At 70.7% G+C, this 21108-nt stretch carries 19 protein-coding genes and 1 pseudogene; 2 read left to right on the top strand and 18 right to left on the bottom strand.

The features are described 5' to 3' along the window. Positions 1-13: 13 nt before the first annotated feature. From DSC45_RS12845 to DSC45_RS12770, 16 genes are all read right to left on the bottom strand, one after another. On the bottom strand, positions 14-1075 hold the full coding sequence (locus DSC45_RS12845) for an RraA family protein (RefSeq protein WP_205571317.1): 1062 nt from the start codon (positions 1073-1075) through the stop codon (positions 14-16). Positions 1076-1230: 155 nt separating this feature from the next. Then, on the bottom strand, positions 1231-2193 hold the full coding sequence (locus DSC45_RS12840; RefSeq protein WP_119290279.1) for a LysR family transcriptional regulator: 963 nt from the start codon (positions 2191-2193) through the stop codon (positions 1231-1233). A 106-nt stretch (positions 2194-2299) separates the two neighbouring features. Continuing rightward, positions 2300-3964 (bottom strand): chaperonin GroEL, encoded by a 1665-nt coding sequence (gene groEL, locus DSC45_RS12835; protein WP_119290278.1) that lies wholly within the window; start codon positions 3962-3964, stop codon positions 2300-2302. Between the two features lie 17 nt (positions 3965-3981). Continuing rightward, a complete protein-coding gene (locus tag DSC45_RS12830) occupies positions 3982-5247 on the bottom strand; it encodes a mannonate dehydratase (RefSeq protein ID WP_119290276.1) in 1266 nt (421 codons plus the stop codon). Between the two features lie 113 nt (positions 5248-5360). Continuing rightward, positions 5361-5720 (bottom strand): hypothetical protein, encoded by a 360-nt coding sequence (locus DSC45_RS12825; RefSeq protein ID WP_119290275.1) that lies wholly within the window; start codon positions 5718-5720, stop codon positions 5361-5363. Continuing rightward, positions 5692-6489 (bottom strand): ABC transporter ATP-binding protein, encoded by a 798-nt coding sequence (locus DSC45_RS12820; RefSeq protein ID WP_119290273.1) that lies wholly within the window; start codon positions 6487-6489, stop codon positions 5692-5694. The genes DSC45_RS12825 and DSC45_RS12820 overlap by 29 nt, the downstream gene beginning before the upstream one ends. After that, positions 6486-7373 carry an ABC transporter permease gene (locus DSC45_RS12815; RefSeq protein WP_119290271.1) on the bottom strand — a complete coding sequence of 296 codons (888 nt, stop codon included), beginning with the start codon at positions 7371-7373 and terminating at the stop codon, positions 6486-6488. The genes DSC45_RS12820 and DSC45_RS12815 overlap by 4 nt, the downstream gene beginning before the upstream one ends. Continuing rightward, on the bottom strand, positions 7370-8182 hold the full coding sequence (locus DSC45_RS12810) for an ABC transporter permease (RefSeq protein ID WP_119290572.1): 813 nt from the start codon (positions 8180-8182) through the stop codon (positions 7370-7372). The genes DSC45_RS12815 and DSC45_RS12810 overlap by 4 nt, the downstream gene beginning before the upstream one ends. Continuing rightward, positions 8179-9312, bottom strand: coding sequence for an ABC transporter substrate-binding protein (locus DSC45_RS12805; protein ID WP_162929205.1), 1134 nt, complete (start codon positions 9310-9312; stop codon positions 8179-8181). The genes DSC45_RS12810 and DSC45_RS12805 overlap by 4 nt, the downstream gene beginning before the upstream one ends. 17 nt (positions 9313-9329) lie before the next feature. Then, positions 9330-10301, bottom strand: a complete 972-nt coding sequence (locus tag DSC45_RS12800; RefSeq protein ID WP_119290269.1) for a sugar kinase — start codon at positions 10299-10301, stop codon at positions 9330-9332. A 10-nt stretch (positions 10302-10311) separates the two neighbouring features. Further along, complete coding sequence (locus DSC45_RS12795) at positions 10312-10968, bottom strand: RraA family protein (RefSeq protein ID WP_119290267.1); 657 nt, start codon at positions 10966-10968, stop codon at positions 10312-10314. A gap of 149 nt (positions 10969-11117) precedes the next feature. Further along, a complete protein-coding gene (locus tag DSC45_RS12790; protein WP_119290266.1) occupies positions 11118-11639 on the bottom strand; it encodes a 2,4'-dihydroxyacetophenone dioxygenase family protein in 522 nt (173 codons plus the stop codon). A gap of 59 nt (positions 11640-11698) precedes the next feature. After that, positions 11699-12412: an SDR family NAD(P)-dependent oxidoreductase gene (locus DSC45_RS12785; RefSeq protein ID WP_119290264.1), complete on the bottom strand. Its 714-nt coding sequence runs from the start codon at positions 12410-12412 to the stop codon at positions 11699-11701. Between the two features lie 230 nt (positions 12413-12642). After that, entirely contained in the window at positions 12643-13065 is a 423-nt protein-coding gene (locus tag DSC45_RS12780; RefSeq protein WP_119290263.1) for an ATP-binding protein, read from the bottom strand. Between the two features lie 239 nt (positions 13066-13304). Continuing rightward, positions 13305-14114: a PaaX family transcriptional regulator gene (locus DSC45_RS12775; RefSeq protein WP_119290261.1), complete on the bottom strand. Its 810-nt coding sequence runs from the start codon at positions 14112-14114 to the stop codon at positions 13305-13307. A 4-nt stretch (positions 14115-14118) separates the two neighbouring features. Next, the gene (locus tag DSC45_RS12770) at positions 14119-15762 is read right to left on the bottom strand and encodes an AMP-binding protein (RefSeq protein ID WP_119290259.1); all 1644 of its coding nucleotides are present in this window, start codon (positions 15760-15762) and stop codon (positions 14119-14121) included. Positions 15763-16232: 470 nt separating this feature from the next. Here DSC45_RS12770 and DSC45_RS36315 point away from each other — a divergent pair. Continuing rightward, positions 16233-16378 (top strand): annotated as a pseudogene (locus DSC45_RS36315) (RidA family protein); the annotation flags it as partial. 68 nt (positions 16379-16446) lie between these two features. Here the strand turns inward: DSC45_RS36315 and DSC45_RS12760 are convergent. Continuing rightward, complete coding sequence (locus DSC45_RS12760) at positions 16447-16905, bottom strand: spore-associated protein A (protein ID WP_119290568.1); 459 nt, start codon at positions 16903-16905, stop codon at positions 16447-16449. A 288-nt stretch (positions 16906-17193) separates the two neighbouring features. On the opposite strand from DSC45_RS12760, the gene DSC45_RS12755 reads away from it, so the two are divergent. Beyond that, the gene (locus DSC45_RS12755) at positions 17194-17493 is read left to right on the top strand and encodes a hypothetical protein (protein ID WP_119290256.1); all 300 of its coding nucleotides are present in this window, start codon (positions 17194-17196) and stop codon (positions 17491-17493) included. 65 nt (positions 17494-17558) lie between these two features. On the opposite strand, the gene DSC45_RS12750 is transcribed toward DSC45_RS12755, so the two are convergent. After that, positions 17559-20888 carry a S8 family peptidase gene (locus tag DSC45_RS12750; RefSeq protein ID WP_346426657.1) on the bottom strand — a complete coding sequence of 1110 codons (3330 nt, stop codon included), beginning with the start codon at positions 20886-20888 and terminating at the stop codon, positions 17559-17561. Between the last annotated feature and the right edge of the window lie 220 nt (positions 20889-21108).

Here is a 21108-nt window from a genome sequence, read left to right as displayed (position 1 = left end):
GGTGGGTCCGGGATCATTTCGAACCGTCGATGATTTCCTGGACCCGCTCGGGCGGCACGGGCAGATCGTCCTTCTTCTCCTTCAGCCAGCCGACGAAGTCGTCCCTGATCTTCTGGTCGAGGTCGTCCCATCCCTTGTCGAGCTCCCCGGCGGTGTAGGTGCCGTCGGCGAGCCGCGCCTTGGTGAACAGGTCGTGGAGCAGGGTCACTTCGGCGTCCTCGACCAGATCCCCGGCCAGCTGTGCCGGGATGAAGACCACGCCCTCCTGCTTGGCGAGCACGATGTCGCCGGGCATGACCACGGCCTCGCCGATCCGGATGGTGGTGTTGGCGCCGGTCAGCATCTCGTCCTTGATGTACGACGGGTGGAAACCGCGTACGAAGGCGTTGAATCCCTTGATCTCGGACAGCTCTTCCAGGTCGCGCACCGTGCCGTCGAAGACGACTCCGGTGCCGGTTCTGGCGTGGATCTCGCTGCCCAGATTCCCGCCGATGAGGGTGCCGTCCTTGACCTTTCCGAATCCGTCGGCGACATACACGTCGCGCTTCTCGAGCATCTCGATCGGCCAGGTGTTCATCTGGCCGTCATGGCCGGCCGCGTGCCCGGCGTCGGTCATTCTCTTCTCGAGTGCCGGATTGCTCGGCATGAACTGGGCGGTGAGAGCCCGTCCGATGACGGCCTTGTCGGAGTGGATCGTCTTCCACTCGCCGGCGAACTGGTTGCGATATCCCTTGCCGTCGAGAAATCCCCAGGCCTGTTCGGTCGAGACGACCTTCATGCGCTTCAGGATGTCGTCGGACACCTTCGGGCGGCCGTCGGGGAGGCGTGCCCCCTTCCAGTCCGCGGTCATGGCCGTCACCTGCGCCTTCGATGCGACGGGGTTGACCTCGGACTGTGCGGCTCGCTGCTGCGCAGGGCCCCGGTCGGCGACCGCGGCACGCTCCTTCGGCATCCGGGCCGTCGACGGTTCGTTCGCCGCCGGCTCGTTCAGAGTGAAAGCGGTGATCCCGAGACCTCCGGTCAGCAGGACGGAAATACCGACCGCTAGGGAGACACGGGATCTGCTTTTCTTCATGGCAGTTCCTCCTCGGCCGTACTGGACGGAGTGCGCGAAAGACGCGGAGCGCACGGGAACGACCGAAACGATAGAGACGCCGCCAGGAGGCGTGAAGAGCGGCTTCCTGATACCCGAATTCGATTGTCGAATGGTCCGGGAAAGGCCGCGGTGTTTCAGCGGCGTTGCTGTGCCCGGGTATTTCTCGGAGCGATCCTGCGGGTTCCGGACGGTACGCCGGACGCCTCGATCTCGCGGAGCAGAGTGCGGGCCGCCGGGGTCAGCGGGCCGGTCGCGCTCCAGTGCACCCCGACCCGTCGGCCGCAGGGCACGTCGAGTCTGCGCGCCACGACCCCGTGGGCATCGGCGGTGGACACGGCGAGCATGTTGGTGACACCGATACCGAGGCCGCTGCGGACCAGGGAGATCAGCGTCTGCGGCTGGTTGGTGGCCTGCACCACGTTGGGCTCGTAGCCGCGTTCACGGAACGCCTTGTAGGTCTCGAAGCCCATGGTGTCCGGCGAGCCGAGCCGGCCGATCGTGATGAGTGGATGCTCCGCCACCTCCGTCACAGGCAGCGGTTCGGGCAGCGCGGCCAGGGGGTGATCGGGCCGGTGCACCACGATCAGCGACTCGTGCCACAGCGGCAGGCATTCCACGGAGGAGCCGAGCGGAGGGGTCATCGGGCGCAGACAGATGTCCACCTCACCGGTGGCGATCGCCCCGTCCAGCTCCAGCGTCGAACGCTCCACCAGGATCACCTTGATGGCCGGGCGGTTGCGTGCCATACGGGCAAGGAGCCCGGGCACGAACGCCACACCTGCGCTGGGGTAACTGCCGAGCGTGACCACCCCGCGTGCCACGCCCCGGTGGGCGGCCATGGCCTCTTCCGCGCCCTCCAGTTGGCGCAGCATGATGCGGGCGTGCTCGGCCAGGGTCACCCCCGCCTCGGTGAGCGACACCGGGCGCCGGTCACGGTCGAAGAGCGGTACGCCCGCCTCACGTTCGAGGGCGGCGACATGCATGCTCACGCGGGGCTGAGAGCCGTGGATCGCTCGGGCGGCGGCGCTGAAACTGCCGGTGTCGATGACGCTGAGGAAGGAGACAAACCATTCGAGACGCAGGTCGGTTTGCAGCATCTTTCTCGTCTATCCTGCGGCCATCGGGCCGACAAGCCCCGCCCTGCCAATCGTTGGGCGCCCATCCGGATCCCGAATAGCTGCTTTCCCGGCGGACGGTTGCCTGTCATCCGGGGCCGTGGGTGTGTCCGTGGGAGTGGCCGGCGCCGGATGCGTGATGGTGCCCGTGACCGCGGCGCCGCCAGCTGACCGAGGCCTCGTCACGCGGGCGGGCATCGGCGACGAGGCCCCCTGCGGTGAGCAGCAGACCCGCCACCGACACGGCGCTCTCCAGGGCCGTGCGCGTGACCCGGACCGGGTCGAGGACTCCGTCGGCGAGCAGGTCTCCGTAACGGCCGGTCGATGCGTTCCAGCCCCGGGACTCCGCGGCCACCCGCGCCACCACGTGTTCGCCGTCCTCGCCCGCGTTGCGCGCGATGCGCCGCAGCGGCGCCGACAGCGCGGCCCGCAGCGCCAGCACGCCGGCCCGTTCGTCACCGGTGAGCCCGAGCCCGTCGTCGAGGAGACCGGCCGCGTGCACCAGGGCCGCCCCGCCGCCCGGCAGGACGCCCTCCTCCATCGCGGCCCGCGTCGCGGCCACCGCGCCCGTGACCCGTCGCATCCGTTCGGCCCGCTCCGGATCCGTCTGCCCGCCGACCCGGACGACGCACACACCGCCGGTGAGGCCGGCCAGCCGCCCGGCCAGTACCTCCCGGTCGTCCGCGGACCGGGCCGCCGCCACGGCGCCGGCCAGATACGCGCTCCGCCGGCGTACGGACGCGGCGGAACCCATGCCGCCGATCACCGTCGTGGAGTCCGACGTGACCACCACGCGTGCCGCCCGTCCCAGGTCCTCCAAGCCGGTCAGCGCGAGCGTCAGCCCCTTCTCCGGCGCCACCACCTGCCCTCCGGTCAGCACGGCCAGATCCTCCAGACGCTCCAGCCTGCGCGCGCCGAGCGCGGGCGCGGCCACGGCGGAGCAGAGCAGCGTGCCGCGCAGCCGGTTCATCACCAGCAGCGACAGCGCACCCGGCTCCAGGCTGTCCGCGACGACCAACAGCGGCCGGCCGGTCGGCGCCACCCGCTCCAGGACCGGCAGGAGTTGGTCCGCTGAGACGATCCTGCCGTGGTGCAGGAGAACGTACGCATCCTCGAGCACCGCCTTCGCCTGCTGCGGGTGCGTGACCATGAAGGGGCTCAGCAGGCCCTTGTCGAGCCGCATCCCCTCCACGAACTCGGCCTCGACGTCCGGGACATGAGCCTCCTCCACCGTGATCACACCGGCCGGCCCGGTCTTGGCGAGGACCCGCCCGACCAGCTCGCCGAGCTCCCGGTCACCGGCAGCCGCGCTCGCGGCCCGTACCGCCTCTCGCTCACCCGTCACCGGCCGGGCCGTCCCTGTGAGACGGTCGACCACCGCCGCCGCGGCGGTCTCGATGCCGTACCTGACACCGATGGGACCGGCCCCCGCGACCACGGCGCGCAGCCCGGCGGCGTACACCGCCTGCGCCAGCACCACCGTGGTGGTGGTCCCGTCCCCGGCGACGCTCCGGGTGTGCGCCGCCGCCTCTCTGACCAGGCAGGCGCCCATCCCGGCGTACGGATCGGCGAGCCGCACCGCGTCCGCGACCGTGGCGCCGTCACGGGTGACCACGGGCGGAGCCCCGGACGGGCCGCCGATCACCGCGTCACGCCCACCCGGGCCCAGCGTGATTCCTGCGGCGTCCGCCACCGCGTCGACGCCCCGCCGCAGCGCCGCACGCGCCGCGTCCTCGAGTACCGGCCTGCTCATCTGCCGTGCCCCGCCGGTCAGTTGACGGTACGGCCGTGGTGACCGCCCGTCCGGCCCTGCTCCATGATCAGAGCCGCCTGCATCATGGCGCGGGCGTACCCGGTGTCGTAGAGCTCGCCGCCGTGCCCGCCCCCGCCGACATCCTTGTACTGGTTGTCCTCGATCGACCCGTTCTCACGGTCGAAGTCGAGAGCGCGCGGGTGCTCGGCGAGCACGCCCCGGGTGTAGCCCGCGCGGACCAGCTGGCGCATGAAGCCGAACATGTCGGAGTCACCGGTGTCGGGGAAGACCTCCGCGTACTTCACCCGGGGCTCGTCCACGCGGACATTGCGGTAGTGGATGTGGTTGACGCGGTCCTTGGCGCACATCCAGCGCAGGAACTCGACCGGGTCGAAGCCGACTTCCGCGGTCACTCCGGCGTGCACGGTCATCCCGTTCGACGGGCTGTCGACCGTCTCCACCATGCGCCGCCAGTCGTCGACCGATCCGAGGATCTGCGGGTTGCCCCGACTGACCGCCGCCGGCGGGTCGTTGGGGTGAACGGCCATCCGTACGCCCGCCTCCTCGGCGACCGGCATCACCTCCCGCAGGAAGTGCTCGTAGTGCTCCCACAGTTCCTCGCGGGTGAAGGCGGGCACGCCCTCGGGGCGCGGCAGGTCACGCACCTTGACGCCGTCCACCTCGCGGTCCAGGTCGAAGGCCGTGTGGCCGGCGCCGATCCGGTCGGTGGTGTCGAGCTCCTCGTAGTAGCCCTCCATCAGGCGGTGGACGTACCAGTTGTATTCGACGACCGGGATCCCGGCCCGCCCGGCCGCGCGCAGCGAGGTCTTGATGTCCTCGATCGCCCGGTCGCGGCCGTCCTCGCCGCGTACGACGGAGTCGGGGGCGCTGATGAGGTAGGCGGTGACATGCATGCCCCGGTCCTCGAGGCGCTTGCGGTCCTTCATCAACTCGGCCGCATTCCACGGCACTTCGGGTGTGTCGGTGACCAACGCGCCCGTGACGCCGGCCTGGCGCCAGCGGCGGACCGTGGCCTCGTCGGGGTTGCGGGACATCCACTGGCACAGCTTGGGTGTCGCCGCTCCCTCCCGTACTTCTTCGGGCCAGTTCAGCTGCGGGAACGGTGCACCATCGGCGCCGGCGGCCCGGGCCGGGGAGGAGGCGGAGGCGGTGCCGGCGGCGAAGGCGCCCGAGGACACCGCGAGTGCCGCTGCCGCGGCGCCGGTCGAGCCGCGCTTGAGGAAGGAGCGGCGTGAACTGCCGTCCCACTGTTCATCGGTCATCGGTAGGAGCCTTTCCGGTAGTCACGGCGCGCCGTGCGCGCCGGTTCGGGTCAGCGTGCGGTTCGGGTCGGTATGCGGCCCGGGCAGGTGTGCGGCCCGGGCAGGTGTGCGGATCAGCGCCCGGAGGGCTTCGCCGGGGTGTCGATGTGCTCGATCCAGTACTCGCGCGCCAGCGCGTCCACGCCCGCCTCGGCCACGCCCCGCAGATGCACCACGTTGCCGTCGGTCCCGGCGATGCGGCCGTGCTTCTGCAGCTGGAGGATGTGGTACCGCTCGGGCGGGAAGCCGAGTTCGACATCTGCGGAGAACCGCCCACGAGGGTCGCGGACCTCGCCCACGCCTGCATCGACCTTCCCGATCGTCTGCACGCTCAGCCAGATCTGATAGGCGACGACCAGCAGGATCACGAAGGCGATCTTGCGGACGGTGGGGCTCTTCGCCGCCCTACGAGGAAGCGTCGACCGGGTGCGCATGGTCCTCATCTCCCGCGAGCAGCTCGTTGACCCGGTTGGCGGTGGCGCGGAACTGGGGGAGTTCCGCGGCCGTACGCCACGAGCGGGGCCTGGGCAGGTCGACCTCCACGATCTCGTGCACCCGGCTCGGCCGGCCCGACAGCACCACGATCCGGTCGGAGAGGAACACCGCCTCGTCGACGTCGTGGGTGACGAAGAAGACCGTCGGGTGCCGCTGCTCGACGATGTCCGTCAGGTCCTCCTGCAGCTTGCGGCGCGTCTGGGCGTCGATGCTGGCGAACGGTTCGTCCATCAGCATCAGCGCCGGCTCGCTGGCGAGCACCCGCGCCACCCCGAGGCGCTGCTGCATGCCGCCGGACAGCTCGTGCGGGTACTTGGTCTCGAAGCCGCTCAGCCCTACGAGCTCCAGGAACTCCAGTCCCCGAGCGTCGCGTTCGGCACGCGGGACACCGCGCATGCGCAGGCCGAAGACGACATTGCCGAGCACCGTCTTCCACGGGAACAGCGCATGGCTCTGGAACACGACACCGCGATCGGGCCCGGGCCCCTCGACCGGGCGCCCGTCGACGACGGCCGAGCCGCCGGTGCTCCGCACGAAGCCGGCGATGATGTTGAGGACCGTGGTCTTGCCGCAGCCGCTGGGCCCGAGGATCGACACGAACTCGCCCTCGGCGACGCTGAACGACACGTCACCGACGGCGGTGATCTCCTCCCCGGTGTACGCATCGACGTAGGACTTGCTGAGCTGGCTGATCTCCAGTGCGTTCATCCGTCGGCCTCCATCCGCCGTACCAACCCCCACCGTTCGACCGTGGCCCGCTCGAACGGCGCCAGGACCAGCGCGTCGAGGGCGTACCAGAGCGTTCCGAGCACCACCATGCCGAGGAAGACCTGGCTGATGTCGCCGACCCTGCGGGCGTCGAACATCATGAAGCCGACCCCGCTGGTGCCGACGATGATCTCGGCGGCCACCAGGGCCCGCCAGCCGTAACCGAGGCCCGTGCGTACGCCGCCCGCGACGGACGGCAGAGCGCCGGGAACGATCACTTCGAAGAACACTCTCAGCGGGCTCGCGCCCAGGCTCCGCGCCGCCCGCACCAGTTCGCGCGGGACCTGCTCGACTCCCGCGACGACGCTCAGCATCAGCGGGAAGACGATCGTGTAGACGATCACGAAGGTCACGGCGGTCAGGCTGAAGCCGAACCAGACGATCACGATCGGCAGCCACGCGATGTCCGCGATCGCCTGGAAGAACAGCAGAACCGGCCAGCAAAAGCGCCGGATCCGCGCGAACATCGCCACGACGAAGCCCATCGGCAGCCCGATGAGCAGCCCGAAGCCGACGCCGTACGCGAGCCGCGTCAGCGAGTCCGAGAGATATCCGGGCAGCACGCCCTTGCGCAGCAGGTCACCGAACTCGGCGACCACGGTGGGCGGACTCACGAAGAACGACTCGGGGAACACCTCGAGGTCCGCGAGCAGCCACCACAGCGCGACCACGGGCACGAACGGCCCGAGCGTGCGGAACGCGCTCCGGCGTGTGCACCACAGCCACGTCCGCCGGACTCTGCCCGGGCGCCTCTTCACGAGGTTCCGGTCGTCCGGCCCGCCGGCCCCGGTCCGCTTCCCGGCGGAGAAGACGGTCGACGTCATGACTTGTCCACCCCCGTCATGCCCCACCGCTCGACCGTGCGCCGCTCGAGCGGGGCGAGCAGGAGCCGGTCCATGAGCAGCCAGAGCACTCCGATGATCACCATCGACGCGATGATCACGTCGGTCCGGAAATACTTCTGGGCCTGGAACAGGGCATAGCCGAGACCTGCGTTGCTCGCGATGATCTCGGCCGCGACCAGGCCCCGCCAGCCGTACCCGAGCCCGACCCGCAGTCCGGTCACCAGACTCGGCAGGGCGCCCGGCAGCAGGATCTCCCAGAACATCCGCGACCGGCTCGCGCCCATGCTCCGTGCAGCACGCAGGAGTTGGGTGGGGATCTGCCGGACGCCGAGCATCGCGTTGTACGTCAGGGCGAAGAACATCGCGTTCCAGACGATGAATACGACCGCCCGGTCGCCGTACCCGAACCAGAGCGTGGCGATCGGGATCCACGCGATGCCCGCCAACGCGACGGAGAAGCGCAGCAGCGGCGTGAAGAACGCGGACAGCGCGGCGCTCGCGCCCAGCGCGATCCCGAAGGGCAGTGCGGTGACCAGGGCCAGGGCGATGCCGACCCCCATCCGTCCGAGGCTGGCGCCCAGATGACGGAACAGATCACCACTCGCCCACATGTCCCCGAGCGCCGCCGCCACGTCCCCGACGCCGGGGAAGACCCGCATCGGGGCCCCGGACGCCGACACCACCACCGCCCAGACCACGACGAGCGCCGCGAGGGGCCCGATGAACCACGCGGCCGAGATGCTCCGCGCCGCGACCCCGGTGCCCGGGCGTCCGGCCCGCGCCGTCATGACGGGCACGCCTTCGCAGCGGTCGTGCGGTCGAAGGTGTAGTCGGTGTCGAGGGCCGCGGACTCGGGGACGGCGGGCAGGTCCTTGAAGAGATCCGGGTTCTCGTCCATCACCTTCAGGATCGGCGCCGGGTCGAAGTACTTGTTGACGTCGAACCCGGATTTCACGGCGCCCTGTTCGGCCAGCAGTCCGGCGAGGGTGTCCAGGGCGAGGAAGTTGCAGGCCGAGAAGCGCGGGTCGAGCTGTTTGACGTTGTACTTCATCGCCTTCTCGGCGACCGCCTTGTCGGTCCCCGGCAGCCAGCGGGTCGCGGAATCGGCCGCGTCGTCCGGGTTCTCACGCATCCACTGATCGGTCTGCGCCCGCGCGGTGAGGAACCGCTCGACGAGAGCGGGGTTCTTCTCGGCGAACTCGCGTGTCGTGACGAGATAGCCCACGAACGGGATGTAACCGCCGCCCCGCAGAACCTCCTTGGCGCCTTCGACCTGCTTGACCGCGGTGATCGGGAAGGGGTCCCAGACGATCGCGGCATCGATCCCGCCGGTCTTGAGCGCGACCGCCAGATCCGGTGGCTCGGTATTGACGATCTTCACGTCGTCGGCCTCGAGTCCCGCCTTCTTGAGCAGCCCGAGCAGGTAGAGGTGGTTGATGGAGCCCTCCGATACGCCGATGCGCTTGCCCTTCAGCGTCTTGAGGTCCTTGCCGTCCACGCCCGCTCCCGGGCCCGCCACCACAGCCATCGTCTCGTCGATACTGCGCTGAGTGGACGATCCCGTGTAGTTGCCCACCAGGGTGAGGTCGATGCCCTTCTGTGCCGCCGCGATCGCCGGCGTTCCGACCTGTACGAAGTCGACCTCGCCGGCCTGCAGCGCGTTGAGTGCGTCCACCCCGGTCGCATACGGATCCGCCAGCTTGACGTCGAGGCTCTGTTCGTCGAAGTAGCCCGCCTCGACCCCGGCCGGCAGGCCGATCTGGTCGATCGCCGACACATAGCCCGCGGAGACCTTGGTCGGCGCGGCACCTCCGGCCCCGCCGACGTCGTCGTCGACCGTCGACCCGTCGGAGCACCCTGCGAGCAGCAACAGGCCCGCGCATGCCGCCACCACGATGTGGCGTTTCGAGCGAGACATGACTCATCTCCTATGGCTTACCTGGCTGGTGGCTGGTCCCTGTCTCCGGACGGTGCGGCGCCTGCGGACAGCACGGCGTCGACGTCCGCCCGGTGCGGAATGGGCAGGACCGCGCCTGCCCCTGTGGTGGTCAGTGCGGCGGCCACGGCCGCGTAACGGGCGGCCGGCAGCGGCTTCTCCCCGTCGAGCAGGCGGGCCGTGAACGCACCGTCGAACGTGTCGCCGGCCCCGGAGGGATCCACCGCGTCCACGGTGTACGGCGCGATGCGGGTGACCTCGCCCTCGTGGGCCAGCAACGCACCCTGCTCGCCCATCTTCAGGACCACGGTCGACGGTCCGCGCCGCACCAGTGCGGCGAGCACGTCCTCCGGATCGTCCGTCCCGGTGAGCATCCGTCCCTCCGCCAGATTCGGCAGCGCGATGTCGCACAGCTCGATGCTGCGCAGCATCACCGCGCGGGCTCGCTCGACGGGCCAGAGCGCCGCACGGTGGTTCGGGTCGTAACTGATCTGCGTCCCGCTGCCGCGGGCGACTTCCATGGCGCGGAACGCCGTATCGCACGCCGAGGTGCTGATCGCCTGGGTGATACCCGTGAGATGCAGCAGACGTGCGCCGCCGACGGACTCCTCCGGCACGTCTCCCGGGGTCAGCCGGGTGGCGGGCGAGCCGGCGCGGTAGTAGGTGAACCGGCTCTCTGCCGGTGTCCTGGAGATGAAGTAGACACCGGTACGCCCGCCGGCCTCCCGGACGACATGGCGGGTGTCCACGCCCTCCCGCTGCCACAGACCCGCGAGGGCGTCACCGAACTCGTCGTCGCCGATGCGCGTGACATATCCCGTGCGGGCACCCGAACGCTGTGCTGCCACAAGGAAGTTGGAGGTGTCGCCGCCGTACCCGACGGCGAAGGAGTCCGAGGCGCCGACCCGTCCGCCCGCCTCGGTCCGTGCGTTGAACTCCAGAAGCGGCTCACCCATCGCCAGGACGTCCATGGGCCCCTCCTCAGATCCGGTTGTACTTCTCGAGTCCGTCGCGCAGTGAGCCCGACTCGGTGATGAGGACGGTCTGTTCGCGCTCGCGCCGCTCGATCTCCTGCGCGGTGACCAGGACTTCGGCGACCCGGTCCGCGGGGACGCACACCACTCCGTCGGTGTCGGCGACGATCAGGTCGCCGGGGCGTACCGGAACACCGCCGATCACCACCGGCTCGTTGCAGGACACCGTGCGGTAGCGGCCGACGGTGGTCGCCGGAACGCTGCCGCAGGCGTACACGGGCAGCTGCGGGTAGTCGCGTCGGATCTCCTCGACATCCCGTACGCCCGCGTCGAGAACGGCGCCCGCGACCTGGTTGGCCACCGCTCCGGCGGACATCAGACCGCCCCACACGGCCACGTCCGCCCCTCCGGCGGCGATGCAGATCACGCTGCCCGGCGCGGACTCGTCGATGGCCCGCAGCGCGTGATGGGGCGGCTCCGGCTCGTGGGACGGCACCTCCTGGACGGTCACCGCCGGGCCGACCAGCTTGCCCGGCAGGATCTGCCTGATGGTGCCCGAGAGGTACCCGCGGGCACCTGTCTGCTCCACTGCGTCGGCGACCGACGCGGTGGCGATACCGCGGAACGCCTCGATGGTCCCCTGGGGATAGGTCGTCGTCGTCATTCGGGCTTGCTCCCGTCTGCTGGTGCAATCTGCGGAATGAGCTCGAGTCGGGGAGACAGTAGGGCGGTGTCCGCGGGGCGGTAAGTCCGCTGCTCGAATGCCGGTATTCGCATATCTGATGCAGGCGTACGGCCCCGCGGAGCGGTCCTTCAGCGGATGAAGCGGTCCACGTATGCGGCGCCGAGCCCGACCTTCTCGTAGTGCGTACGGCACAGGTCGATCTTCGTGAAGGTGTCCTCGTAGCCGGTCTGGACGCCGTTCTCGTCGACGTAGGCCATGGCCCCGCTGATGTTGAAGAACGTGATCATCTCCGAGCAGTCGTCCGGCACGGCGAGCGTGTGGATCTCGCCCGGCGGCTCATAGACGAAGTGGCCGGCCTCGGCCACCCACTCGTGCTCGTAGTAGTGCCACTTGCCCTTGATGACGTAGCCGAAGACGGCTCCGGGGTGGCGGTGCCGGGAGACGATTCCGGCGGCGGTCACCTTCAGCAGGTTGCACCACTGTCCGGTGACGGTGTTGAACATCAGCGGGCGGAACCACACATGGGGTGCCTGGGGGACCCACACCCGTTCGTCCTCGGGCAGTGCGGCGACGGCGATCTCCGGCGGCACGACCGAGGAGACGGGGATGACCGGGCCCTCCGGGGCGGCGGGCGAGTCGGCTGCGGGCATGGTTGTCGGTCCCTTCGTCGGTTGAACGGTGACGGGCGGGGCGCCCTCGCGGAGGTGCCTCAGGCAGCGAGATAGCCGCCGTCCACGGGCAGTACCGCTCCGGTGATGAACGCGGCATCGGGTCCCGCGAGGAAGGAGACGGCCCCCGCGACGTCCCCGGGATCGCCCCAACGCCCCATCGGCGTACGCTCGATGATGCGGCGGCTGGCCTCGGGGCTCCCGTGCAGTTCGCTGGTCAGACCGGTGCGGATCCAGCCAGGTGCGACGGCGTTGACGCGGATGCCCTGCTCGGCCCAGGCGACCGCGAGCGCCTTGGTGAGCTGCATGACGCCGCCCTTGCTCGAACTGTAGGCGGGCACCTTGGGCCCGCCGAAGAAGCTCAGCATCGAGGCGATGTTGACCACCGAACCCCCGGAGCCGGCCAGCGCCTTGCGCGCCGCGACGCAGCAGCGCATGGTCCCGGTGAGGTTGACCTCCAGGACCTGCGCGAAGACGTCCGGGTCGTACTCCTGGTCCCGGGTGATGACGCCCGCGGCATTGACCAGGACGTGCAGGTCGTCGAACTCGGAGAGCAGGTCCTGCAGCTCGCCGTTGCGTGTCACATCGAGCTGTACGACCCGTACTGCCGCGGGCAGTTGCTCCGCGGCGCGCTCCGCATCGAGTCCGGCGACGATCACCCGGTCCCCGTCGGCGGCGAACCGCGAGGCGATCGCCGCCCCGATCCCTCCGGTACCACCGGTCACCACAACGGTCCGCCGGCCGTGCGCAAGCATCTGGCCATCGTCCACAGTCGTCCCCTCACGCCCTCACCTCGGATGCGACGGGACCGATTGAACAGGGGCCGTCGACCAGGCGTCAGCACTCATACGGGAGGGGAATGGGGGCCATTCGGACTTCGGCGTGGATCTTCCTGGACCGGCCGGGAGCGGGTCCGCGGACGGGGCCTCGAGCGAGGCGATTCGCGCGTCGTCGTACGAATCCGAGTACGGGACCTGCGCGGTCGTCAGTCCCGGGCCGGCAGGCGGAACCAGACGGCCTTGCCCGAATCGGTCTCACGGTGTCCGCACTCCTGACTCAGGGTGCGGATCAGCAGGAGGCCGCGTCCGTGTTCCTGCCACGGATCGGGCTGCTCGGTGTCCGCCGGCCGGGAGAGGTCGCCGGGCGGGGACGGGTCGGCGTCGTGCACCTCGACGTGGCAGCCGCTCGGCAGCAGCTCGATGACCAGTTCGATGCCGGAGCCCGCCGGGGTGTGCTCCACCGCGTTGGCCACCAGCTCGGCGGTCAGCAGCTCCGCGGTGTCGCAGGCATCGGCCGCGGCGATCTCGGCCAGTGCGGTACGGACCAGTGCGCGCGCCACCGGCACGGCCGCGGTGCTGTGCGGCAGTGCGATCCGCCAGGTGGCGGTCGGGGGAGGGTTCGGGGGCACGGGGTGGTCCGTTCGCTGTGCAGCCGCTGACGTGCGCCTGTCCTGATTTCAACGATACGAAGGTGCGTGCGCGGGGGACAGGGCCGACGGTCTGTACGGGGTGGGACGTAGGCCACATTCCGGGGTGACCTGCGTCGGGGAGGGCGGGACTGGTTCACGGGCGCCGGCCCGGCGGCCTCGTCCGCGAGCGCCGGACCGGCTGTGCTCCCTCGGCTGAAGCATCCCGGCGGGCGCGCCGGTCACGCCACCGCCGCGAAGGCCGCCCCCGCCTCGTACAGCCGCTCGTGCAGCTCCGCGAAGACCTCGGCCGAGTGTGTCCCCGGCCAGTCGACGGGCAGCAGTTCGGGCGGCAACCCCGGGTCCGCGTACGGGAGATGGCGCCAGGAGTCGAGGGCCAGGAGGTAGTCGCGGTACGCGTCCTCGGCCGGGGCGTCCGTGCGCTCCCGCCAGGACCGCAGCACCGGCTCGTGCCGGTCGAGGAACTCCTGGTGCAGCTCGGCGATCGCGGTCAGGTCCCACCAGCCGGCCACCGCGTCCGCGCTCGCCGAGAATCCGACATGACTGCCCCGGAACAACTCCACGTACGGCGCGAGCCGCAGCCGCTCCAGGGTGTGCCGTGCCTCGTCGTGCAGCCGGTCCGGCGCGATCCACACCCCGGGCGCCACCGTGCCGAAGCCGAGCCGCGCCAGCTGCGAGCGCAGTATGTGCCGCTTGCTGCGCTCCGACTCCGGCACCGAGAACACGGCGAGCACCCAGCCGTCCGCGGCCCGCGGCGGCCCGCTCGCGTACACCCGCCGGTCACCGTCGTCGAGCAGCTGCCGCGCGTCCTCGGAGAGCACGTACCCGGCTGCCCCGCGCGCCGTCCGCTCCGGGCGCAGCAGCCCGCGGCGCTTGAGCCGGGACACCGAGGAGCGCACCGACGGCGCGTCCACTCCGGCGGGCGTGAGCAGCCGGATCAGCTCGGACACCGGTACGGGGCCGTCGAGGCGGCGCCCGTACGCGCCGTAGTACGTGACGATAAGGGACCTGGGAGTGTGCAGCTCGGACACGTGATCACTCTAGAACCTGCTCCCGGGACGTATCATCCGGCCCGGCACGGAGCCTGAACCGCTGCAGTTTCCCGGTCGGTGTGCGCGGCAGCGCGTCGAGGAAGGTGATCTCGCGCGGGCACTTGTACGGCACCAGCTCGGCCTTCACGAACTCCCGCAGCCGCTGCACCGTCAGTTCGTCTCCGGCCACCGCGTCGCGCAGCACCACATGGGCCGCCACCACCTGCCCGCGCCGCTCGTCCGGCTTGCCGACCACCGCCGCCTCCAGCACATCCGGGTGCCTGAGCAGCGCGTCCTCCACCTCGGGCCCGGCGATGTTGTAGCCGGCCGAGATGATCATGTCGTCCGCGCGGGCCACGTAGCGGAAGTAGCCGTCGCTCTCGCGCACGTAGGTGTCGCCGGTCACGTTCCAGCCGTCGTGCACGTACTCGGTCTGGCGCGGGTCCGCGAGATAACGGCAGCCCACGGGGCCGCGGACCGCGAGGAGGCCCGGCTCGCCGTCGGGTACGGGGTGCCCCGCGGCATCCACCACCCGCGCCTGCCAGCCGGGTACGGGTACGCCCGTCGTCCCCGGCCGGATCGCGTCGTCGGCCGCGGAGATGAAGATGTGCAGCAGCTCGGTCGCGCCGATGCCGTTGATGATCCTGAGGCCGGTGCGTTCGTGCCAGGCCTGCCAGGTGGCCGCGGGCAGGTTCTCGCCCGCCGAGACGCAGCGGCGCAGCGCGGACAGGTCGTGCCCGTCGAACGCGTCGAGCATCGCGCGGTAGGCGGTCGGTGCGGTGAACACCACCGACACCCGGTGCTCGGCCAGCGCCGGCAACAGCTGTTTGGGGCCCGCCTGTTCGAGGAGCAGCGACGCGGCGCCCACCCGCAGCGGGAAGATCACCAGACCGCCGAGACCGAAGGTGAAACCGAGTGGCGGACTGCCCGCGAAGACGTCGTCGGGCTCGGGCCGCAACACGTGCCGCGAGAAGGTGTCGGCGATGGCGAGCACATCCCGGTGAAAGTGCATACAGCCCTTGGGGCGTCCGGTCGTCCCGCTGGTGAACGCGATCAGCGCCACGTCGTCGGAGGCGGTGTCCACCGCCTCGAAGGGCTCCGGGTGCTCCGCCGCCCGTCGCAGCAGATCGTCCGGCGCGTCCCCGCCGAAGGCGGTGATCGTCAGGCCCGGCACCTCCGCCTTGGCCAGATCGTCGACGCTGCGCACGTCACACAGCGCGTGCCCGACCCGGGCGAGACCGCAGATCGTGGCCAGTTCTTGGGCGCGCTGCTGGGCCAGGACCGTCACCGCCACCGCGCCGGCCTTGAGCACGGCCAGCCAGCAGGCGGCGAGGTGCGGCGTCGTGGGCCCGCGCAGCAGTACCCGGTTGCCCGGCACCACGCCGAGTTCCTCGGTCAGCACCCGGGCGATCGAGTCCACCTCGGTGCGGAGCCTGCCGTACGACCAGCGCTCGCCGGACGGAAGGACGAAGGCCGTCCGCTCCGCGCCGTGCTGCTCCACCGTTCCGTCCAAGAGCTCCGCGGCGCAGTTCAGCCGCTCCGGATAGTGCAGCTCGGGCAGCTCGCGGAGCAGCTCCGGCCACTGGTCGGCGGGCGGCAGGTGATCCCGCGCGAAGGTGTCCGTGTGCGCCGAGGCCGTCAGCTCCATGTGCGTCCCCTGACTGTCGTCGGGTCGTCCGAGCGTTCCGGGTCCGCGGATGGCCGGGTTCCGGCGTGGGCGGTGCGGGACCGCTCGATCCATCGGCCTGGTGGGACCGTGGAACGAGCGTATCGTGGTGGTGACGGCAGTCAACAGATCGCGATACGTCAGGGTGCCGACGCCCTCGCTCGCTCCTACGGGAGGCGGGGGAGTGGGGTAAGTGCGCGCAGCTGCGCGCAGATGCCGACGGAGCCTGGCCGGTGCGCACAGCGGCCGCGAATCTCCTCGCCATCGACACCGCGCGGCAGGTTTCCCGTGCCCACCGACAGGGAGTACGCAGACCGATGCGCGTGGAGCGCATCGGCCCGGGCCGACCCGCCCCCGACCACCGGCTCTCGTACGCCGTCGCCGACCACCGGCTCTCCTACGCCGTCCCGGCCGTCGGTGTCCGGCTCGCCGGCCACGGCTCTCTCGGCGGTGACGGCCGCACCGGATGGCCCAACTCGGCCGTATCCAGCGGTGGTTGGCCGGACCTGACCGTCCCGCGACGGCCGTGACCGGAGCGGCCCGCCGCTGGGGAGAGCGGGCCCTGGTGGAGCTCGACGGGACGGCAGTCGTCGACTGACGCCCGCCGGAGCGCGGAGCGGCCGGACCCCACCTCCCCACGGGGCCCGGCCATCGTGCGCCCGGGGCTCAGCGCTCGCCGGCGAACCAGTCCTTGTGGGACGACTTGCCCGCCAGGGAGCCGCAGTTGGAGCCGAAGTTCCAGGCCTGCACCTTGTCGATGACGCCGCCCCACTCCACGCAGGCGCCGCGCGCGGCCACGTACACCGGGCCGGCGTACTGGGTGAAGTCACCCTCCTCGTAGCTGTCCTCGTCGGTGTCGACGTTGCGGACGTAGGCGACCATGTGGGTCGGCTCGCCGGTGCTGTTGCGGATGGTGACCGTACAGTTCTCGCCGGTCTTCGAGTTGTACGTCAGGTAGACGGTGCCGGCCGAGCCGACCGGCATGGAGTTGACCACCCCGAAGCCGGAGCCGCAGGCCCCGTTGTATCCGGCGGCGGCAGTCGCGGCGCCGGCGGCCGGAGCCGTCGCCACCATTCCCGCGCCGACGACTCCGACGGTGAGCAGGGACGCACCCAGGGTCTTCATGGAACGCTTCATGGCACCTCGATCCAGTGAACCGAACGGCTTCGCCATGGTGTTGCTGAAGCCACCTGTTGAGACCTTTGTGTGGGTTCGGTGGTTGTACGCGCTGGGCGATTGTTCACGGAGACGGGTGACATGGCCGGAAAGTGTTGACGTCGTACGGGGGCGCCGCTCGCGACGGACACACCCTCCGCAGAGTCTGTACGGGCCCGCCCAAGAGGAGCAAAATCACCCACAGCCGCACAGAACACCCTCGCGGCCGACCCGCCCGCACCTCTGGAGAAGAGCCCCATGCCGACCGCTGCACACGCTCCCCACCCCGACCACACCCACCAGCACGGAGCGGGCTGCGGCCATGTCGCCGTCCCGCACGGCGACCACACCGACTACGCGCACGACGGCCACCTGCACCGCGTCCACGAGGACCACACGGACGAGTGCGAGACCGAGGCACACAGCGCCCACGGCGACCACGCCCACCGGCACGGCGAGGGCTGCGGCCACGTCGCGGTCCCGCACGGCGACCACGTCGACTATCTGCACGACGGCCACCGTCACGCCGAGCACGCGGACCACTGGGACGACCACTGATTTCCAGCCCCGTCAGGACCGGCGCGTGCGGCCGGGCGCCCGAGGGCGCCCGGCCGCACCGTTGTTCAGCGCCCGCGGAAGGCGTCGTGCACGGCGATCCTGGAGACGTTGCCCTGCCGGTCGACGATCTCGGCCCGCAGCGCCACCCCCTCGTCCTTGCCCGGCGCCCGCAGGGACACCTTGCCGTTCTTCACGCGCAGCTCCCGCCAGCTGTCACCTTCGTCGTACGAGGCCTCGACGGTCAGCGAACCGAGGTTGTCCCCGGCCGCCGCACCTTCGACCTCCACCGGCATCCGGACCTTCTTCCCGGCCCGCACCGTGGACTCGAGGTCCACGCCGGGGCGGAAGTGGACGGTGGAGGCGGGCAGTTCCTTGTCGCCCTCCTCGGAGCGGAACGTCCATGACGCGTCGATCCGGGTACCGACCCGCGCGATCTTCGGGTCCCGCGTCTGCGAGGTACTGAGCGTGTACTCGCTGTCCTCGGCCGGCACCGGGAACGAGGCCGCGGTCAGATCGTCCTCGTTCTCGGAGATCTTCTCGCCGTCCCGGTGCAGGGTCGTGCGCACGGACTCCAGCTCGCTGGACCCGCCGTGGCCCGCACCGTCCGAGAACATCTCCAGGAAGGCGTAGAGGGATCCGTCGGACCGCGTGAGGCCGTGGCCTTCGTCCAGCACCGGCCCGTAGACCCCCGTGTTGAAGTTCTCCGTGTCCTCGCGCCCCGCTCGGTACGCCTTGCCGCTCACGCCGTGCCGGGCATCGGTCACCTGCCAGCCGTTCGGCAGTGTGTCGCCGAGCTGTTCGTGCGTGATACTCCATCGCGCCTCGTCCGCAGTGGACAGGTACAGGCGCTGCGTGCTCGGCGCGGTGAGCGGCATACGGCCCGAGGCGAAGCCCAGGAAGGATCCCTGCACGCGGCCGATCGTCGCCAGATAGGAGTCCTTGCCCGGCACGGGCTCGCCGAGCCCCGCCCTCACCACGGCGAGGCCCCCGCGCTTCTCGTGCCGCTCGAAGCCGGTGGCGAGGCGCTCCACCGGACCGCCGTACACCAGTGAGTACTGCGTGCTGTCACCGGCGGCGAAGTCCGCCTCCCACAGCTGCTGCAGTGACCCCTCGGCGGCTTCCGGACCGAGATGGGCGGCACGCAGGTTCTCGTACGAGTCCATCCGCCAGGCGGACTGGTGGTTGATGCCGTCCGCCACGACCTTGTAGGCCATGTAAGCCTGCTGAGCCTCGGCCTTGCGGTCCGGCACGGTGATGTCCACGGGCTTCGCCGTGCGCGCGTCGAGCGTGACCTTCCGGTCCTCGTCCACCACCAGCTCGGGCTGGGCGATCCAGTCGGTGCCCTGGGTGCTGTCGGCCCGGTCGGCGACGATCATGCCCTGCACGTCGTACTTGCCCACCGGCAGCCGCAGCGTGCCGGATCCGCTCGTTTCGTCGAGGGCGTACTCGGTGCCGGCGGCATCACCGGTCAAGCCGGTGACGTACGTCTGGAAGTGCGCGGCCGCCTTGCCGTCCCGACCCAGGTGGCTCAACTCCACGGCGTACGAAGGGACTTCGCGCTCGATGGTGAAGGCGCTGCGGACGCTCTGTTCCTCGCCCGCGGCGACGACCGCGCCGCTGTACCGTCCGTCCGGCGCCTCGACGGTGGTGTCCGCGGTGACCGTCACCTCGGCCGACTTGCCGGCGGGCACGGTGACTTCGGCGGCGCTCACCGTGAACATGCCGTCGGGGGCGTCCTGGCCGTCCGCGCCGGCACCGCTCGCCGTGAGGTCGAGCGTGACGTCGGCGTCACCGGTGTTGCGGTAGGTCAGGGTTCGTTCGACGGGCTCGTCGTCGTCGTGCGGCCAGGCGGCCTTGCCGAAGTTCAGCGAGGTCTCCTCGGCGTACACGGACGTCGCGGTCGCCCCGTCGGCCCGGATGCGTCCGGCTCCCTGCTCGAAGGCCGTGAACCCGGTGTCCTTGGCGGACGCGGTCAGGACGCCCTTGAGCTGCTCGGCCGTCCAGCCCGGGTGCTGCTGCTTCAACAGCGCGGCGGAGCCGGCGACATGGGGCGTCGCCATCGAGGTGCCGGAGATGGTGACGTAGCCCTCGGGGTTCTCGCCGTACTCCTGGGCGATGGCGCTGCCCGGTGCCGACGCGGCGGTGATGTCGACGCCCGGTGCGGTCACGTCCGGCTTGATCGCGCCGTCGCCGACGCGGGGGCCGCGGCTGGAGAAGTCGGCCGTCCTGTCGTCGTCGTCGACGGCTCCGACGGTGAGCGCACGGTCCGCCGCACCGGGGGTGCCGATCGTGCTCGCGCCGGGACCCTCGTTGCCGGCGGCGACGGCGAACAGAACGCCGTCGGTCTCGGTGAAATGGTTGACCGCTTCTTCGAGCGGGTCGACGCCTGGAGCGTCCACGCCGCCGAGGCTCATGTTGACGATGTCGGCGCCTTCTCCGACCGCCCACTCGATGCCGCTGATGATCCCGGACTCGTCACCGCTGCCGGAGTCGTCGAGGACCTTGGCGTCGATCAACTCCGCCCCCGGCGCGACGCCCTTGAACGTGCCGCCACCCTTCGCTCCGGATCCGGCGACCGTGGAGGCCACGTGAGTACCGTGCCCCTGCCGGTCCTCGGTGTCCGCGGCAGAGGAGAAGTTCTTCTCGGCGACCTGCTTGCCCTCCAGGTCGGGGTGGGTCTCGTCCACTCCGGTGTCGACGACGGCGACCTTCACGCCCGTACCGTCGAAGCCGGCCTCCCAGACCTTGTCCGCACCGATCTGCGGGACGCTGACGTCGAGTTGGGCCTTGACCGTGGCGTCCAGCCAGACACGGTCGATGCCCGGGGAGGCACGGCGGGATGCCTCCGAGTCCGCGCGCGTCAGGGTCTTCCACAGCGCGGGCAGGTCGTCCGCGGGGGTGGTCAGCGCCTCGGCGTTGAGGGCCTTCAGGGTGTGGCGGACCTTGGTCGACCCGGCGTCGCGGACCTGTGTGCGGGCGGCGGAGGCGGAGCCCCGGTAGCCGACGATGACACGCAGCCCGTCCTTGTACGCCGTGCGCGCGGCCTTCGTGTCGAGCCGCGCGACGTCGAAGAGGCGCTCGTCGAGCTTGCCGTCGGCTATCAGTCGCTGGGCGTCGAGCGGCACGACGAGCGACCGCTCGCCCTCGCTGCGCACGCTGACGGGTATGTTCTCGCGGCCCGTTGCGGGTTCGAACCCGGTGGTCCGGCCGTCGGTCACGAGGGCGACGTCACCGGTGATCAACTGCACCCGGTGCGCCGCGGGTTGCTGCTCCCCGGGCGGGGGCGCGGCGTCCGGGGTACCGGGGTCGGCCGGCGCGGCGGCGCCTGTGATCATCGCCGTCGCCGCGGTGGCGGCCAGCACGACGAGGGCAGGTCTTCTGACGAGTCTTCGCACATCAATCCTTGTGGGTGGTCGGACTGTTCGGCTACGGGACCCCTGCGCATGGCCATGCGGGATCGCCGTTCCGGTATTTGGGATACCGGCAGTGCGGATGTGGCGCAGTATTCATGTGGGTGATCGCCGGGGCAAGGGACGAAGGGGACTCGTAAGGCCCTCCGGTCCGAGAAGGAGCCGATCAATGCGCCCGGGGCTGCGGAGTAGGGTGGCCTCGCCT

The sequence above is a fragment of the Streptomyces sp. YIM 130001 genome, assembly GCF_003574445.1.
Classification (GTDB): domain Bacteria; phylum Actinomycetota; class Actinomycetes; order Streptomycetales; family Streptomycetaceae; genus Streptomyces.
The sequence above is the reverse complement of the archived record's forward strand: the minus strand, read 5'-3'. Positions and strand labels throughout refer to the sequence as shown.

Coding starts and splice junctions, on each gene's coding strand:
- DSC45_RS12845 (WP_205571317.1), bottom strand. CDS start 1,075: ATGAAGAAAAGCAGATCCCGTGTCTCCCTAGCGGTCGGTATTTCCGTC.
- DSC45_RS12840 (WP_119290279.1), bottom strand. CDS start 2,193: ATGCTGCAAACCGACCTGCGTCTCGAATGGTTTGTCTCCTTCCTCAGC.
- groEL (WP_119290278.1), bottom strand. CDS start 3,964: ATGAGCAGGCCGGTACTCGAGGACGCGGCGCGTGCGGCGCTGCGGCGG.
- DSC45_RS12830 (WP_119290276.1), bottom strand. CDS start 5,247: ATGACCGATGAACAGTGGGACGGCAGTTCACGCCGCTCCTTCCTCAAG.
- DSC45_RS12825 (WP_119290275.1), bottom strand. CDS start 5,720: ATGCGCACCCGGTCGACGCTTCCTCGTAGGGCGGCGAAGAGCCCCACC.
- DSC45_RS12820 (WP_119290273.1), bottom strand. CDS start 6,489: ATGAACGCACTGGAGATCAGCCAGCTCAGCAAGTCCTACGTCGATGCG.
- DSC45_RS12815 (WP_119290271.1), bottom strand. CDS start 7,373: ATGACGTCGACCGTCTTCTCCGCCGGGAAGCGGACCGGGGCCGGCGGG.
- DSC45_RS12810 (WP_119290572.1), bottom strand. CDS start 8,182: ATGACGGCGCGGGCCGGACGCCCGGGCACCGGGGTCGCGGCGCGGAGC.
- DSC45_RS12805 (WP_162929205.1), bottom strand. CDS start 9,312: ATGTCTCGCTCGAAACGCCACATCGTGGTGGCGGCATGCGCGGGCCTG.
- DSC45_RS12800 (WP_119290269.1), bottom strand. CDS start 10,301: ATGGACGTCCTGGCGATGGGTGAGCCGCTTCTGGAGTTCAACGCACGG.
- DSC45_RS12795 (WP_119290267.1), bottom strand. CDS start 10,968: ATGACGACGACGACCTATCCCCAGGGGACCATCGAGGCGTTCCGCGGT.
- DSC45_RS12790 (WP_119290266.1), bottom strand. CDS start 11,639: ATGCCCGCAGCCGACTCGCCCGCCGCCCCGGAGGGCCCGGTCATCCCC.
- DSC45_RS12785 (WP_119290264.1), bottom strand. CDS start 12,412: ATGCTTGCGCACGGCCGGCGGACCGTTGTGGTGACCGGTGGTACCGGA.
- DSC45_RS12770 (WP_119290259.1), bottom strand. CDS start 15,762: ATGGAGCTGACGGCCTCGGCGCACACGGACACCTTCGCGCGGGATCAC.
- DSC45_RS12760 (WP_119290568.1), bottom strand. CDS start 16,905: ATGAAGACCCTGGGTGCGTCCCTGCTCACCGTCGGAGTCGTCGGCGCG.
- DSC45_RS12755 (WP_119290256.1), top strand. CDS start 17,194: ATGCCGACCGCTGCACACGCTCCCCACCCCGACCACACCCACCAGCAC.